Source organism: Pectobacterium punjabense, from assembly GCF_012427845.1.
Taxonomy (GTDB): Bacteria; Pseudomonadota; Gammaproteobacteria; order Enterobacterales; family Enterobacteriaceae; genus Pectobacterium; species Pectobacterium punjabense.
This window is the reverse complement of the sequence record NZ_CP038498.1, coordinates 3,710,266-3,726,731: the sequence shown is the minus strand read 5'-3', so window position 1 is coordinate 3,726,731 and position 16,466 is coordinate 3,710,266. Positions and strand designations below refer to the sequence as shown.

Sequence of the window (16,466 nt, the reverse complement as noted above, 5' to 3'; positions counted from 1 at the left end):
ACTTACAGAATGAAAACGGTGGGAATGGGATAGAAGAGTAAAGCGTCCGCGCCAGGGATGGCGCGGCTCGAGCTTACAGGGACGTACTTGCAGCGACTTTACGATCTACCCATTATCACCGCTCGGCGTACTTTGTTAGCAAACTCAGTCATTCCGTAGCGAATCGAATCTGCCATGAGGCGGGTTCATCATGAATTGAAGTGATATCTACATCAGACAATGAGGTTAGGGCGATGAAAATTGGTTTTATTGGATTGGGCATCATGGGAAAACCGATGAGTAAAAATCTGCTGAAAGCAGGTTACTCATTAGTCGTGATGGATCGAAATCTGGACGCGGTCGCGGAAGTGGTTGCGGCAGGCGCCACGGCGGCTACAACGCCGAAACAGGTTGCAGAGCAGTGCGATGTCATCATCACCATGCTGCCTAACTCTCCACACGTTAAAGACGTAGTGCTGGGTGAAAACGGCGTCATCGACGGTGCGCGTGCCGGAAGCATTGTGGTGGACATGAGCTCAATCGCCCCGCTTGCTAGCCGTGAAATTGCGACCGCACTGGCCGCGAAAGAGATCGCGATGCTGGATGCCCCGGTTAGCGGCGGTGAACCCAAAGCGATCGACGGCACGCTGTCCGTGATGGTTGGCGGTGACAAGGCGCAGTTTGACCGCTGCTTTGAAATTCTGAAATCAATGGCAGGTTCCGTTGTACATACCGGCGATATCGGTGCGGGCAACGTCACCAAACTAGCGAACCAGGTCATTGTGGCATTGAACATTGCCGCCATGTCTGAAGCGCTGGTGCTGGCGACGAAAGCGGGTGTTAACCCCGATCTGGTTTATCAGGCGATTCGCGGTGGGTTAGCGGGCAGCACGGTGTTGGATGCGAAAGCACCGATGGTGATGGATCGTAACTTCAAGCCGGGGTTCCGTATCGATCTGCATATCAAAGATCTGGCTAATGCATTGGATACCTCACACGGCGTTGGTGCACAGTTACCGTTAACGGCGGCGGTGATGGAAATGATGCAGGCGCTGAAAGCGGACGATCTGGGATCGGCTGACCACAGTGCGCTGGCGTGCTATTACGAGAAACTGGCTAAAGTAGAAGTTACGCGATAAGCCGTGAAGCGATAGTCAGTCGGCTGGCATAAGGTGCCAGCCGACTGACAGATAAGCATTCTGATCTACCCAAGAGATTTCAGGATCTCTGCCCTGAAAACTGATGGGTATAAGCGCTATTTCATGAGCGCGCGGATTATTGATGCAATCGGAACGTTGATGAAATCGGATCGTTTATGAAAATAGTGATCGCACCGGATTCTTATAAAGAAAGCCTGTCTGCACAAGAGGTTGCTACGCAGATTGAAAAGGGATTTCGTGAAATATTTCCCGATGCCTGCTATGTCAAATTGCCCGTTGCAGATGGTGGAGAAGGCACGGTTGAAGCCATGGTTGCTGCGACCGATGGCAAGATTGTTAATGTTAAGGTGACAGGACCGTTAGGCGATAATATTGACGCGTTCTTTGGCCTGTCTGGCGATGAGAAAACGGCGTTTATTGAAATGGCGGCGGCAAGTGGCCTGGAACGTGTGCCTTCTCAACTGCGTAATCCGTTAAAGACCACGAGCTATGGCACGGGCGAGTTGATTCGCTGCGCGTTGGATCACGGCGTTCGGCACTGCATCATCGGGATTGGCGGAAGCGCAACCAATGATGGCGGATCGGGCATGGTGCAGGCGCTGGGCGCGAAGTTGCTGGATAAGCAGGGCGAACAGATTGGTTTTGGCGGCGGTGAACTCGATAAGCTTGCCAGCATTGATATCAGCGAGCTGGATGAGCGTATTAAAGGTTGCCGTTTTGAAGTGGCCTGCGATGTAACCAACCCGTTGACGGGGAAACTTGGGGCATCGGCTATTTTTGGTCCTCAGAAAGGCGCAACGCCGGAGATGATCGAACAGTTGGATAATGCGTTGAAGCATTATGCGACGGTGATCCGGCACGGTCTGGACATGGACGTGGAACACGTTCCTGGAGCGGGTGCTGCGGGCGGAATGGGCGCGGCGTTACAGGCTTTTTGCGGCGCTGAACTTCGTCAGGGTATTGAGATTGTTACGGAAGCGCTGGGACTGGACGAACTGGTTCGAGATGCCACGTTGGTGATTACTGGGGAAGGGCGCATCGATAGCCAGACGATCCATGGCAAAGTACCGATTGGCGTGGCACGCGTCGCCAAGCAGTACAATAAACCGGTGATTGGCATTGCAGGTAGCCTAACGGCAGATGTCGCGGTGGTGCATGAACATGGCCTAGATGCCGTATTCAGCGTGCTTTACAACATCTGCTCACTAGAAGAAGCGCTGGATAATGCGGCAGAGAATGTGCGAATGACGGCGCGTAATATCGCCGCCACGATCCGACTGGCGCAGTCAGTATCGTGCTGAGCGCCATCGTGATTTAGATTCAATGTTGGTCTTACTACACTTTTTTATGTAGACGTAGATGTAGACGCGGAGGCTGAGGCGGTTTCGTGCGCCACAATACTGCTATTCCATGCTACTTCGCAGCACGCGCCCGACACGGGGCGGCTCCATCGCCGCTTGCCCCGTGACCCCTAGGCTTTCGGCGTAAATTATGCCGGATAACAGCAAAGCGCACGAAACTGTCTCCGCAGCCACATAAAATGTGGCGAAGCGGGACGATTGATTACGAATGCATGGGATTGATATGCGGCTGGGCGGCTTTGTTGACATTGTCGATCTCGTCCAGTAGCTCCAGCCATTCGGGTTCCAGATCGCTGGCGTGAACGCCTTTACGCAGTTGTTGTTCCAGATAGCGACAGATGCGCTTCAGACGTGGGACGCCGCTGTAGCTGCAACTGCCGTGCAGTTTATGAACCAGTTCAATAATGTCGTCATCCGTCTGACCGTTGAGTACGTTCTCGATCTTTCGTCGTACTTCCGGTAGGAAATCCAGCAGCATTTGTAACAGGTCACGCGCCAGCTCCGGCTTGTTAGCGGCCTGTTGCTGTGCCAATGCCCAGTCAAGTGACAGTTGGCTATCATCGTGCTCGTTCAACAGACGTGTAATATCGCCTCGATCGCGCTTCAACGGATTTTTTCGGGCATGACGTGTCAGCACGCTTTTCAGCATTTGCTCGTCTATCGGTTTAGCCAGATAGTCATCCATACCTGAGCGCAATAGATGATCGCGTTCACCCGTCATGGTCTGCGCAGTCACCGCGATAATGGGCGTCGTAGCATGATGAGGGATCTGGCGGATCAGTTCGCTGGCGCAAATACCGTCCATGCCCGGCATCTGAATATCCATGAGGATAATATCGAGCTGATGTATTTGCGCCTGTGCAATCGCATCTGTTCCGCTTTCGCACAGGATAATCGTATCGACCTGTTCTTCCAGCAGTGTGCCGATCAGTTTCAGATTTGCGGGGTTGTCATCTACCGCCATCACGCTCAGCGGCAGACGAGCTGGGTGGCGTAGTGCATTCTGGTTCGCTGCGGTGTCGCTCGGCAGGAAAGAGAGCTGGAACAGCGTGCTGTCCTGTAGTAGTGGCAACAGGCGTGATGAGGCAAGCGGCTTGCTCAGACAGGCATGTACGCCGAAAGTTTTCAACTGCTCGGCATCCATTTGCGCCAGACTGGGTAGTGCCAGAATGACGCAAGGCGCACGGCGGCAGATATCGCGCAGTCTGGGCGTGTAGTCGAGCAGAGAGTTGCGATATTGCACGGGAATACCGAGCAGCAGGATATCGAATTCCCCTTCCGGCAGTTGCTCAAACGTCGGGCTATAGCTCACGATAAGCGGCGTCTGGCTCAGGATATCCAGCGTAGCCTGTGCGGCGATAGGATGGTACTCCACGTAGGCCAGATGTTTACCTTGCAGCATCGTATAGGCCGGTTCGGTTGGTATGGCGTGGGGATTGAGCGGCAGCGTGATGTGGAACCAGAAGGTCGAGCCTTTGTTGAGCTGGCTTTGGAAACTGATATCGCCGCCCATTTCTTTGACCAGACGCTGAGTGATGACCAACCCAAGCCCTGTGCCGCCATGACGACGTGAAATACTGGTGTCAGCCTGACGGAAAGCCTGAAACAGCTGCGATTGCTGCAATTCGGCGATACCGATGCCAGTATCGCGTATTTGCACCTCTAGCTGAATTTGATGATGCTCCTGCCGCCGCTTCTCTACGCGAATGTCAATGTTGCCCTGTTCGGTAAATTTAATCGCATTGCCCAGCAGGTTAGTGATGATCTGCTGTATCCGTAGCGGATCGCCGACATACTGTTCAGGAACGTCATTCTGAATGCTGAGCGTCAGCTCTAACCCTTTTTCATGTGCCGTATGTGCCAGCAACATCACAACGTCGTCTAGCGTGCTGTGCAGGGAGAATGGAATATCCTCCAGCACCAACTTTCCGGCCTCCAGCTTAGAGAAATCCAGTACATCGTTAATAATATTTAGCAGGTTATTGGCAGATCGCTCGATAGTCAGCAAATAGTCAGTCTGGGTGGTGTTCAGTGGGGTTTTCAATGTCTGGCGGGTGAAACCGATCACGCCATTCAGTGGCGTTCTCAGTTCATGTGACATATTCGCCAAAAACTCGGACTTGATGCGTGCGGCTTCCTGTGCCCGCTTTTTGGCGAGATCCAGTTCAACGTTTTGGATCTCCATCTGCTCCAGTGTCTCTCGCAGATCGTAGGTCGCCTGATCGATGTTTTGCTGCATTTCTTCGTGGTAGGCGGTCAGCGACATAGCCATTGAGTTAATGCCATTTTTCAGCATATCTAGCTCGCCGAGCATGTAGCCTTCCACCCGACTATCCAACTGCCCGCGGCGAATACGATCGACGGTATCCACCATATTACGGATTGGCGTGGTGACATCGCGCATCAGACGATAGGCAAAGACAACGGCTGCACCCAACGATAACAGCAGTAGGAGCGCGGCGATAAAGATTTCCTGATACTGCTGAAGCCGAATGGTACTGGTATCCAGCTCAATGACCAGATAGCCGAGAGGTGTCGCTGTACCAGGGAATAGGGGGGCTCCCCCGCCAGGCATGAATTCGCTGTCGTTAACTATCGGCATGTGCAGAATCAGCGCATCACTCGTGTGGTGCAGATGCAGCTTATTGTACGAAAGCGCATCGCTGCTGAGCGGCTGCAACGCCACATTATTGCGTACATTAGTGGTGGCTAGTAGCTGATTACGGGCATCGAATACGCTAATGGTACGAATAATCGCGGAGTGGCGGCGATGAAGTGTATTGATTAACGCAGGAATTGTGTCCATCTGGCGATGGGTAATGGCATAGGCGCTGATGGTTGCCAGTGGTTCGATGATGCTGGTGCCTGAATCGGCCAACTGCGACTGCAACTGATTGTAACGATGGATAACGAAGAACGAGCTGAGCAACAGCCCGATCATCAGCGTTGGTGCCAAAATCAGTATCAACATCCGTGCACGAAGACTGTATTTGGTCATGAGGTTCCAATGTGGGAGAATTAGAGGATGCTGGGTACCCTAATGTTTATTGGGTACTGCGTTTATCTGTTACAGCCGTTCAACTCAAGAGAAAAATCGATAGTACATTATGGCGCAATTCTACTCTCCAAACCGGCGTGTGACGACCCGGAAAGCAGTTCCAGCGAAAAACCTTACTGTCACGGTGGCGTCACTTGATCCATTTGGGCAGGGCGTGGCGCGTCACGAAGGCAAGACGGTTTTTGTTACAGGTGTGCTGCCGGGAGAGCAGGCCGAGGTGCAATTGACGGAAGAGAAGCGTCAGTTTTCGCATGCAAAACTTAAACGCCTGTTGACGCTTAGCCCGCAGCGCGTTGAGCCTCAGTGCCCTCATTTTACCCGCTGTGGCGGCTGTCAGCAGCAGCATGCAGAAATTACGTTGCAACAGAGCAGCAAAACGGTGGCATTGATGCGCATGATGACGCGGGAAACGGGCGTTGAGCTGCCTGCGGCATCGCTGATTGCTGGCACACCTTATGCCTATCGGAGGCGTGCGCGGCTTGCGTTATACTTTCAGGCAAAAGAGCAACGATTGTTGATGGGCTATCGGCAGGCAAATTCTCACGATCTGGTGGATATCAAAACCTGTCCGGTATTGCGTCCCGAGCTTGAAGTACTGCTACAACCGCTGCGCGAATGTTTGAATCGACTAAAAGCGGTAAAGCGTCTTGGGCATGCAGAACTGGTGCAAGCGGAGAACGGTCCGCTGCTGGTGCTGAGGCATCTTGATCCGCTGCATCCATCGGATGAGCAGGCGTTACGTGATTTTGCCCAGCAGCAGAGTGTCTCGGTTTATCTGGCATCGGATGCCGATTCGTTGACGTGTCTACACGGTGAAGAGCCGGTCTATCACGTCGCCGGGCTGACGCTGGCATTTAGCCCGCGTGATTTTATTCAGGTTAATGATGCGGTTAACCAGCAGATGGTCACGCAGGCGCTAACGTGGCTGGATGTGCAACCGCAGGATAGAATATTGGATCTGTTTTGCGGCATGGGCAATTTCACGCTGCCGCTGGCACAGCGTGCTGCCAGCGTTGTCGGTGTGGAAGGGGTTACTGCGTTAGTCGAGAAAGGGCGCGAGAATGCCCGACGCAATGCGCTGTCGAATGTCACATTTTTTCACCAAAATCTTGAGGATGACGTCACGCAGCAGCCGTGGGCGGCTCAGGGTTTTGATAAGATATTACTTGATCCGGCACGTGCGGGCGCAGCAGGCGTGATGGAGCAGATAACCAGACTGGCACCGAAACGGGTGGTGTATGTTTCCTGTAACGCCACGACGCTAGCACGCGACAGCAAAGTATTACTCGCCGCCGGTTACCGGCTAGCGAATGTCGCGATGTTGGATATGTTTCCACATACCGGACACCTTGAATCGATGGCACTGTTTTTGCACGATTCCGGCACGCGGAAGGCTTAATAAACAGAAGCACAGCGTCGTTTGCAAGGTGAAGGGTAACGTAGGGAGAAATTATGGTTGCGGTAAGAAGTGCGCATTTGAATACGGCAGGTGAATTTGTCCCTGACGCGTGGATTGCTTCACTGGGCATTGCCAGTCAGCAATCGTGTGAACGTTTAGCCGAAACCTGGCGTTACTGTGAACAGCAAACGCAAGATCACGCCGATGCCTCGTTATTGCTGTGGCGTGGCATCGAAATGGTGGAAATCCTGTCCACGCTCAGCATGGACAATGACAGCATGCGCGCAGCGCTGCTCTTTCCGCTGGCAGATGCAAACGTGGTCGATGAACCGACGCTGGAAGCCGCGTTTGGGAAAAACATCGTTGATTTGGTGCATGGCGTGCGCGATATGGATGCAATCCGCCAGCTCAAAGCGACGCAGAATGATTCGGGCGCGTCTGAGCAGGTTGATAACATCCGCCGCATGCTGCTGGCGATGGTGGAAGATTTCCGCTGCGTGGTGATCAAGCTCGCCGAGCGGATTGCACACCTGCGAGAAGTGAAAGATGCCCCGGAAGAAGAACGGGTATTGGCGGCCAAAGAGTGTACCAATATCTACGCGCCGCTGGCTAACCGCTTGGGCATCGGCCAACTGAAATGGGAGCTGGAGGATTTCTGCTTCCGCTACCTGCATCCTGATGAATATAAAAAAATCGCCAAACTGTTGCACGAGCGGCGCATCGATCGTGCGCAGTACATTGATGATTTTGTCAAAACGCTGCGCGATGCGATGAAAGAAGAGGGCGTGCAGGCAGAGATCTACGGCCGTCCCAAGCATATCTACAGCATCTGGCGCAAGATGCAGAAAAAAGCACTGTCGTTCGATGAACTGTTCGATGTGCGTGCGGTACGCATTGTTGTCGAGCGTTTACAGGATTGCTACGGCGCGCTCGGTATCGTGCATACGCACTATCGTCATCTGCCGGATGAGTTTGACGACTACGTTGCTAACCCCAAACCGAATGGCTATCAATCCATCCACACCGTGGTGTTAGGGCCGGGCGGGAAGACGCTCGAAATCCAGATTCGTACGCGTCAGATGCATGAAGACGCTGAACTGGGCGTCGCAGCACACTGGAAATACAAAGAAGGCACCTCCGTGGGTGGGCGTTCTGGCTATGAAGGCCGTATTGCCTGGCTGCGTAAACTGCTTGCCTGGCAGGAAGAGATGGCCGACTCGAATGACGTGCTGGACGAAGTCCGTAGTCAGGTGTTCGACGATCGCGTCTATGTCTTTACGCCAAAAGGTGATGTGGTCGATCTTCCTGCCGGTTCCACGCCGCTGGACTTCGCTTATCACATCCACAGTGATATCGGGCATCGCTGCATCGGGGCGAAAATCAGCGGACGGATTGTGCCGTTTACCTACCAACTGCAAATGGGCGATCAAATTGAAGTTATCACCCAGAAGCAGCCTAACCCAAGCCGTGACTGGCTGAATCCGAATCTGGGGTATATCACCACCAGCCGCGGACGATCCAAGATCCAGAACTGGTTCCGTAAACAAGATCGCGACAAGAACATTCTGGCAGGTCGACAGATTCTGGATGACGAGCTGGCGCATTTGGGAGTTAGCCTGAAAGCGGCGGAAAAACTGCTGCTACCGCGCTACAACGTGAATTCGCTGGATGAATTACTGGCCGCGATTGGCGGCGGTGATGTTCGTCTGAACCAAATGGTGAATTTCCTGCAATCGCAGTTAAAACAGCCGAGTGCGGAAGAACTGGATCGCGAAGCCCTGCGCCAGCTGACGCAAAAAACGCATCAGCCGCCAGCGCGCAGCAATAACAAAGACAATGGCCGTGTGGTCGTTGAAGGTGTTGGCAATCTGATGCATCACATTGCCCGCTGCTGCCAGCCAATTCCGGGTGATGAAATCACCGGATTTATCACACGCGGACGGGGAATTTCGATTCACCGCGCTGACTGTGAACAGTTGGACGAACTGCGAGCCAGCTCGCCGGAGCGGATTGTGGATGCGGTATGGGGTGAAAGTTACTCCAGCGGCTATTCGCTAGTGGTGAGGGTAATTGCTAACGATCGCAGCGGTCTGCTACGAGATATCACCACGATTCTGGCGAATGAGAAAGTCAATGTACTGGGCGTCGCCAGCCGTAGCGACACCAAGCAGCAGTTGGCGACGATTGATATGGATATTGAAATCTACAACCTGCAAGTGCTGGGCCGCATTCTGGCGAAGCTCAACCAACTACCGGATGTGATTGATGCACGGCGCCAGCAGGGGGCGTAAATGATGGTTTCACCATCAGCCAGCTGAAAACCTTGTGCGAGCGTGGTGAAAAGTTTCGTGCGTGGTTAGCAATATTGTTCTTTGTGGCACCATTGCCACGCCCGACTGAGGGATGCTCAGGTGCCGCATCCCTCAGAACCCTGGCTTTTGGCGAGAATTGTGCCGCGTTGCGGTTCCTTCGATGTACATGTCCGCTGTCGAGCCACCTGTGACGCGTTCCTGACGCGGCACAGGTTTTCGCCGCGTCCATGCGGCTCACTCGGCGGCCATGTGCATCTCAGCACAATTTTTTACGCCGTTGAAATGAAAATAGTGATGTCTTTGCGCTTTTTAGCACAAGTTAGCTGCCGTATTTTGCTATTTTTAAACAAATTTTTTCAGGAATATTATGACCGTATCTTTGACGAATTTACCTTCCATTGAGCGTCTGCTCGCCATCATGAAAACCCTCCGCGATCCCGAAAATGGCTGTCCGTGGGACAAGAAACAGACTTTTGATACCATCGCGCCTTATACGCTGGAAGAAACGTATGAGGTGCTGGATGCCATCAGTCGTCAGGATTTTGATGATTTGCGCGGTGAGTTAGGTGATTTGCTGTTTCAGGTGGTGTTTTACGCGCAGATGGCGCAGGAAAAAGGATTGTTCGATTTTTCCGACGTGTGTAACGCCATCAGCGACAAGCTAGAGCGCCGGCATCCGCATATTTTCGGCGAACTGACGCTGACGGATAGCGATGCTGTGTTGGCAAACTGGGAACAAACCAAAGCGCAGGAGCGCGCGGAGAAAGATCGTCATTCGCCGTTGGATGATATTCCTGATGCGTTGCCTGCCTTGATGAAAGCGCAAAAAATTCAGCAGCGTTGTGCGTCTGTTGGCTTCGATTGGGACAGTCTGGGACCGGTGCTCGATAAAGTGTATGAAGAGATCGATGAGGTGATGTTTGAGGCGCGGCAAGCCGTTGTCGATGAAGAAAAATTGGGCGAAGAGATTGGTGATTTATTGTTCGCCACGGTTAATCTCTCTCGTCATCTGGGACACAAGGCCGAGAATGCGTTACAGGCTGCCAATCGCAAGTTTACTCGTCGTTTTCGTGAGGTAGAACAAATCGTTACCGCATCGGGAAAAACGCTGGAACAGGCGACGTTAGATGAAATGGAAGCCGCGTGGCAGCAGGTGAAAAAACAAGAAACCGGCCATTGATCCGTTTTTAACCGTAAAACCGTTTTTTGGCGATTTTATTGTTTTTATTTATCTGTTTTTAAAGGTAATTGTAGGTTGGGGTGAATGTGGTTTTACCTCGTCTGCGAGTGTGTTGGAATCGCCACATTGTGTAAAACGAACATTTGTGGCGTTCATCAGGTTCAGGTATACTACTTTCCCGTCTTGGTACTTCCATCGTCTTTAAACCTAAACTCTCAGGTTCAGCATGACAACTAATTATATTTTTGTGACCGGCGGGGTCGTTTCCTCTCTGGGTAAAGGCATTGCCGCAGCCTCTCTGGCGGCTATTCTTGAAGCCCGTGGCCTCAACGTTACCATCATGAAACTGGACCCGTACATCAACGTGGATCCGGGCACGATGAGCCCGACGCAGCACGGTGAAGTGTTTGTCACCGAAGACGGTGCCGAAACCGATCTGGACTTGGGTCACTACGAGCGTTTCATCCGCACCAAAATGTCGCGCCGCAACAACTTCACCACTGGCCGTATCTACTCTGATGTCCTGCGCAAAGAGCGCCGCGGCGACTATCTGGGTGCGACCATCCAGGTGATCCCACATATCACCAATGCAATTAAAGAGCGCATCATTGAAGGTGGCGAAGGTCACGATGTTGTTCTGGTAGAAATCGGCGGTACTGTCGGTGATATCGAATCTTTGCCGTTCCTTGAAGCGATTCGGCAGATGGCGGTACAAGTGGGCCGCGAGCACACGCTGTTTATGCACCTGACGCTGGTGCCGTATCTGGCGGCGGCGGGTGAAGTGAAAACCAAGCCAACGCAGCACTCCGTTAAAGAACTGCTTTCTATCGGTATTCAGCCTGACGTGCTGATTTGCCGTTCCGACCGCACCGTGCCTGCCAACGAGCGTGCAAAAATTGCTTTATTCTGTAATGTGCCGGAAAAAGCAGTAATCTCCCTTAAAGACATTGATTCAATTTATAAAATCCCGTCGCTATTGAAATCGCAGGGGCTGGACGATTATATTTGTAAACGATTCAGCTTGGACTGTCCCGAGGCAAACCTGTCAGAATGGGAACAGGTTGTGTACGAAGAAGCCAACCCGGGCGGCGAAGTCACTATCGGTATGGTCGGCAAGTATGTTGCGCTGCCGGATGCCTACAAGTCTGTGATTGAAGCACTGAAACACGGTGGTTTGAAGAATCGCCTGACGGTGAACATCAAGTTGATCGACTCACAGGATGTTGAAACCCGTGGTGTCGAAGTATTGAAAGATTTGGACGCTATCCTGATTCCTGGCGGCTTCGGCTATCGTGGCGTCGAAGGGAAAATCATGTCGGCGAATTACGCCCGTGAGAACAACATCCCTTATCTGGGCATTTGCCTGGGGATGCAGGTCGCATTAATGGAATTTGCCCGTAACGTTGTTGGGATGGAAGGGGCAAACTCAACAGAGTTTGTGCCAGACTGTAAGTACCCTGTCGTTGCGTTGATCACGGAATGGCGTGATGAGAACGGCAATGTTGAAGTCCGTGATGAAGCCAGCGATCTGGGCGGTACCATGCGTGTTGGCGGGCAGCAATGCCATCTGACCGAAGGTAGTCTGGTGCGTCAGATGTACGGTGAACAAACGATTATCGAACGTCACCGCCATCGTTATGAAGTTAACAACATGCTGTTGAAACAGATTGAAGCGGCGGGATTACGGGTTGCTGGTCTTTCCGCCGACCGCAAACTGGTGGAGATTATCGAGTTACCCGATCATCCTTGGTTCGTTGCCTGTCAATTCCACCCGGAATTCACATCAACGCCGCGAGATGGACATCCCCTGTTTGCCGGCTTTGTCAAAGCCGCTGGCGCGTACCAGAAGCGTCAGGTGAAGTAAGAGTTATATCAGCAACGCGCGATCGCTATCGCGCGTTGTTCGTCTAGGGTTTTAGTTCTATCTAAAGTTTTAGTTTAACTTGTACTGAGGAAAATCTAATGTCCAAAATTGTTAAAGTCATCGGCCGTGAAATCATCGACTCACGCGGAAACCCAACTGTTGAAGCTGAAGTTCATCTGGAAGGTGGTTTTGTAGGTCTGGCTGCTGCGCCATCAGGGGCTTCTACTGGCTCTCGCGAAGCGCTGGAACTGCGTGACGGTGACAAATCCCGTTTTCTGGGCAAAGGCGTAACGAAAGCCGTTGCTGCGGTTAACGGCCCGATTGCTCAGGCTGTACTGGGTAAAGACGCGAAAGATCAGGCGAACATCGACAAGATCATGATCGACCTGGACGGTACTGAGAACAAATCCAAGTTCGGTGCTAACGCCATTCTGGCTGTGTCTCTGGCTGCTGCTAAAGCGGCTGCCGCGTCAAAAGGTCTGCCGCTGTATGCGCATATCGCTGAGCTGAACGGCACCCCAGGTAAATATTCTATGCCTCTGCCAATGATGAACATCATCAACGGTGGCGAGCACGCGGATAACAACGTTGATATCCAAGAGTTCATGATTCAGCCTGTTGGTGCAAAAACGCTGAAAGAAGCCATCCGTATGGGTTCTGAAGTGTTCCACACTCTGGCTAAAGTTCTGAAATCCAAAGGTATGGGTACGGCTGTTGGTGACGAAGGTGGCTATGCGCCAAACCTGGGTTCCAACGCCGAAGCGCTGGCCGTTATCGCTGAAGCGGTAAAAGCAGCAGGCTACGAGCTGGGCAAAGACATCACGCTGGCGATGGACTGTGCAGCATCTGAATTCTACAAAGACGGTAAATACGTTCTGGCTGGCGAAGGCAACAAAGCGTTCACCTCTGAAGAATTCACCCACTTCCTGGAAGATCTGACCAAACAGTACCCAATCGTGTCCATCGAAGACGGTCTGGACGAATCTGACTGGGCTGGCTTCGCTTACCAGACTAAAGTTCTGGGCGACAAAATCCAGCTGGTTGGTGACGATCTGTTCGTAACCAACACCAAGATCCTGAAAGAAGGTATCGAGAAAGGCATCGCTAACTCTATCCTGATCAAATTCAACCAGATCGGTTCTCTGACCGAAACGCTGGCTGCAATTAAAATGGCGAAAGACGCAGGCTACACGGCTGTTATCTCTCACCGTTCAGGCGAAACTGAAGATGCAACCATCGCTGACCTGGCAGTAGGTACCGCAGCAGGCCAGATCAAAACCGGTTCTATGAGCCGTTCTGATCGCGTTGCTAAATACAACCAGCTGATTCGTATCGAAGAAGCACTGGGTGATTCTGCGCCGTTCAACGGCCTGAAAGAAGTTAAAGGCCAGTAATTACGTCTCTGGGGTAATTCGGTCGCTGAGAAGGCGGCCTGATACGCACCAACGTGATTAACGATAACAATCCAGAAGCGTGAAAGCGTTTCTGGATTTTTTTTATGACGGACATCTTTGTCCGTCACCCTGCGGGCCGTTGCTTGCGCAACGTTGAAAAACGCTCCCGACGTTTTTTTATGGCGGACATCCTTGTCTGCCACCCTACGGGCCGTTGCTTGCGCAACGTTGAAAAACGTTCCCGACGTTTTTTTATGGCGGACATCCTTGTCTGCCACCCTACGGGCCGTTGCTTGCGCAACGTTGAAAAACGTTCCCGACGTTTTTAGACAGGACATTCCTGTCCGCTATATTTCCTGTTGCAGGTAGGGAAATACCTACAATGTAGTACTTTTCATACACCCTGTTTTTATATTTGAATATTTAAAATTCAACGTTTTATAAAATAAATCCCTCTATCGCTCTCCTTATTTTCTTCTTGTCATGTCTGTATAGTATGCGTCGATATATAAATGATTACATATCGATAATTGACATAATATTGACCAACAGGGATATAGCGGATGAAAGCCCGAAAAAATAATAGAAAAAAAGCACAGTGGTTATTGCCAGCATTAATGGTGGTTGTTCCACCGGTATTAAGCGCCGAACCGGCAACGATCAAAGACAGCGAAAAGACAAAAGCGGCTGACGTGATGGTCGTCAAAGCCGATCGCAGCGAGGCGAATGCGAATCTGGCTGGTGCAGGTATGACGGCCGACGATGTAGAGATCGGGCCATTAGGCAAACGCTCAAGGTTGGATACGCCGTATTCGACCACGACTGTGACGGAAGCCATGATAGCCAATCAGCAGGCAAAAAATGTTAACGATCTCCTCAAATATAACGCGTCCAGCCAGATGCAGGCGCGCGGCGGCATTGACGTGGGTCGTCCTCAAAGCCGTGGTATGCAAGGAAGCGTGCTGGCGAATAGCAGATTGGATGGGTTAAATATTATTTCCACCACCGCCTTTCCGGTTGAGATGCTGGAGCGACTGGATGTGATTAATAGCCTGACTGGCGCACTGTATGGGCCTGCCAGCCCAGCCGGACAGTTTAACTTTACGCAGAAAAGGCCAACGGCGCAGACGTTAAACCGTTTTACCGTAGGCTATTCTGGTAAAGGTGCGGCGATGGGCCATGCCGATCTGGGCGGACATCTGGGTGACGAAAACCAGTTCGGTTATCGCATCAACCTGTTGCACGATGAAGGTGAGGGGAGTATCAGCAACAGCACGCTGAGACGGCAGCTCGCCAGCGTCGCGTTTGACTGGAACCTCTCGCCCGACACGGTGTTGGAAGTCAATGCCAGCGAGTATCGCTTCAGAAAAATGGGCTATGCCAGTGGCTTTTCCTATGGCCCGACGATTCAGTTACCCAGCGCACCGGACGTGACGAAACAGGGATACGGGCAGAGCTTTGCGGGGCTCGATTTGGTGACGAAAACCGCCAGCACGCGTCTGAAGCACTACTTCAACAATAACTGGTATGCCTCGGGCGGGGTGGGCTATCAAACTGCCGATCGCGGTATGCGCTCGCTGTCGAATACGATTACTAACAATCAGGGCGCGGTGAGTACTTCTCTGACGCAGCCTTACAGTGCCGGGCGCTTTAAGGTATTGAGCAATACGCTGCAACTGAATGGCCATATCGATACGAACGGGCCTTCTCATGACGTGGTCTTCAGCACCACCGGATACCAGTGGACAATCTATAACGGACTGGGTAATAGCAAGCGCTTCCCGCTGGGAAACAGCACCATTGATTCACCGCGTAGTTATACCGATCCTAGCGACGGGCGTTTCTATATGGGATCGGGACGCTATAAATCCAGCCGTACCAGTCAGCAGGCGATCACCGCCGGCGATACCATTACGTTTAACGATCGCTGGTCGGCCATGGGCGTCGTGAGCCAAAGTTGGATTACCTCACGCAGTTTTGGCTCTGATGGTGAAGTGACCCGTGATACGGGCACTAGCCCGACGCTGTCTCTGATGTACAAACCTTTGCCTAACGTGATGACGTATGTCGCCTATGCCGATTCGTTGGAGCAGGGCGGCACCGCGCCAACAGATGATTATGTGGTGAATAAAGGGCAGACGCTGAAGCCTTATCGCAGTACCCAGTATGAAGCGGGGGTGAAATCGCAGTGGGATGGGCTGAATCTGAACGCGGCTATTTTCCGTCTGGAGCGCCCCTTCGCGTATGTCGCAGCAGATAACGTATTCAAAGAGCAGGGTAATCAGGTCAATACGGGTCTGGAGTTGATGGCGGATGGTGAAGTGTTTTCCGGCTTGCATCTCTATGGCGGCATGACACTGTTAGATCCTAAGCTGAAAGACACTGAATTAGCCGTAACACGTAATAAGCGCGTGGTTGGTGTGCCGAAATTCCAAGCTAATTTGCTGACGGAATATAGCCACCCGTCTTACCCTAATATGGTCTATATGGCGAACCTTCACTACACCGGTAAACGCGCAGCTAATGATGCTAATACGGCCTGGGCGGATAGTTATGTCACGCTGGATCTGGGTACACGCTACGGTTTTAAAATTTATGATAAACCTGCGGCGTTTCGCATTGCGCTCAATAACGTCACCAACGAACATTACTGGGCTTCCATATTCCCTGGCAGCACGGACGGCATTAACGGCGGTGCCAATGCGTTTGTCGGCGATCCGCGTGAAATTCGCGCTTCTCTGACCGTAGACTGGTGAGTG

General features: G+C 52.2%; 9 protein-coding genes. 8 read left to right on the top strand and 1 reads right to left on the bottom strand.

Features of this window, described 5'->3' with window-relative positions; all coding sequences use genetic code 11:
- Positions 1-233 precede the first annotated feature (233 nt).
- Both garR and E2566_RS16920 read left to right on the top strand, forming a co-directional pair.
- Entirely contained in the window at positions 234-1,118 is an 885-nt protein-coding gene (gene garR / locus E2566_RS16925) for a 2-hydroxy-3-oxopropionate reductase (protein ID WP_010285153.1), read from the top strand.
- A 176-nt stretch (positions 1,119-1,294) separates the two neighbouring features.
- Entirely contained in the window at positions 1,295-2,440 is a 1,146-nt protein-coding gene (locus E2566_RS16920; RefSeq protein ID WP_107170039.1) for a glycerate kinase, read from the top strand.
- A 262-nt stretch (positions 2,441-2,702) separates the two neighbouring features.
- Here E2566_RS16920 and barA read toward each other — a convergent pair whose 3' ends face one another.
- Entirely contained in the window at positions 2,703-5,498 is a 2,796-nt protein-coding gene (barA, locus tag E2566_RS16915; RefSeq protein WP_107170040.1) for a two-component sensor histidine kinase BarA, read from the bottom strand.
- A gap of 109 nt (positions 5,499-5,607) precedes the next feature.
- On the opposite strand from barA, the gene rlmD reads away from it, so the two are divergent.
- The 6 genes from rlmD (at position 5,608) to E2566_RS16885 (ending at position 16,463) form a co-directional block, all read left to right on the top strand.
- Positions 5,608-6,957 carry a 23S rRNA (uracil(1939)-C(5))-methyltransferase RlmD gene (rlmD, locus tag E2566_RS16910; RefSeq protein WP_107170041.1) on the top strand — a complete coding sequence of 450 codons (1,350 nt, stop codon included), beginning with the start codon at positions 5,608-5,610 and terminating at the stop codon, positions 6,955-6,957.
- 53 nt (positions 6,958-7,010) lie between these two features.
- Positions 7,011-9,248: a GTP diphosphokinase gene (relA, locus tag E2566_RS16905; RefSeq protein ID WP_107170042.1), complete on the top strand. Its 2,238-nt coding sequence runs from the start codon at positions 7,011-7,013 to the stop codon at positions 9,246-9,248.
- Positions 9,249-9,636: 388 nt separating this feature from the next.
- On the top strand, positions 9,637-10,449 hold the full coding sequence (gene mazG, locus E2566_RS16900) for a nucleoside triphosphate pyrophosphohydrolase (RefSeq protein WP_107170043.1): 813 nt from the start codon (positions 9,637-9,639) through the stop codon (positions 10,447-10,449).
- Positions 10,450-10,675: 226 nt separating this feature from the next.
- Entirely contained in the window at positions 10,676-12,313 is a 1,638-nt protein-coding gene (gene pyrG, locus E2566_RS16895; protein ID WP_107170044.1) for a glutamine hydrolyzing CTP synthase, read from the top strand.
- Positions 12,314-12,411: 98 nt separating this feature from the next.
- Entirely contained in the window at positions 12,412-13,707 is a 1,296-nt protein-coding gene (eno, locus tag E2566_RS16890; protein WP_107170045.1) for a phosphopyruvate hydratase, read from the top strand.
- Positions 13,708-14,270: 563 nt separating this feature from the next.
- Entirely contained in the window at positions 14,271-16,463 is a 2,193-nt protein-coding gene (locus E2566_RS16885; RefSeq protein WP_107170046.1) for a TonB-dependent receptor, read from the top strand.
- Positions 16,464-16,466: the final 3 nt, after the last annotated feature.

What these genes read in the sequence shown, in the direction of transcription:
- garR (WP_010285153.1), top strand. Translation starts at nt 234, where the DNA reads ATGAAAATTGGTTTTATTGGATTGGGCATCATGGGAAAACCGATGAGT.
- E2566_RS16920 (WP_107170039.1), top strand. Translation starts at nt 1,295, where the DNA reads ATGAAAATAGTGATCGCACCGGATTCTTATAAAGAAAGCCTGTCTGCA.
- barA (WP_107170040.1), bottom strand. Translation starts at nt 5,498, where the DNA reads ATGACCAAATACAGTCTTCGTGCACGGATGTTGATACTGATTTTGGCA.
- rlmD (WP_107170041.1), top strand. Translation starts at nt 5,608, where the DNA reads ATGGCGCAATTCTACTCTCCAAACCGGCGTGTGACGACCCGGAAAGCA.
- relA (WP_107170042.1), top strand. Translation starts at nt 7,011, where the DNA reads ATGGTTGCGGTAAGAAGTGCGCATTTGAATACGGCAGGTGAATTTGTC.
- mazG (WP_107170043.1), top strand. Translation starts at nt 9,637, where the DNA reads ATGACCGTATCTTTGACGAATTTACCTTCCATTGAGCGTCTGCTCGCC.
- pyrG (WP_107170044.1), top strand. Translation starts at nt 10,676, where the DNA reads ATGACAACTAATTATATTTTTGTGACCGGCGGGGTCGTTTCCTCTCTG.
- eno (WP_107170045.1), top strand. Translation starts at nt 12,412, where the DNA reads ATGTCCAAAATTGTTAAAGTCATCGGCCGTGAAATCATCGACTCACGC.
- E2566_RS16885 (WP_107170046.1), top strand. Translation starts at nt 14,271, where the DNA reads ATGAAAGCCCGAAAAAATAATAGAAAAAAAGCACAGTGGTTATTGCCA.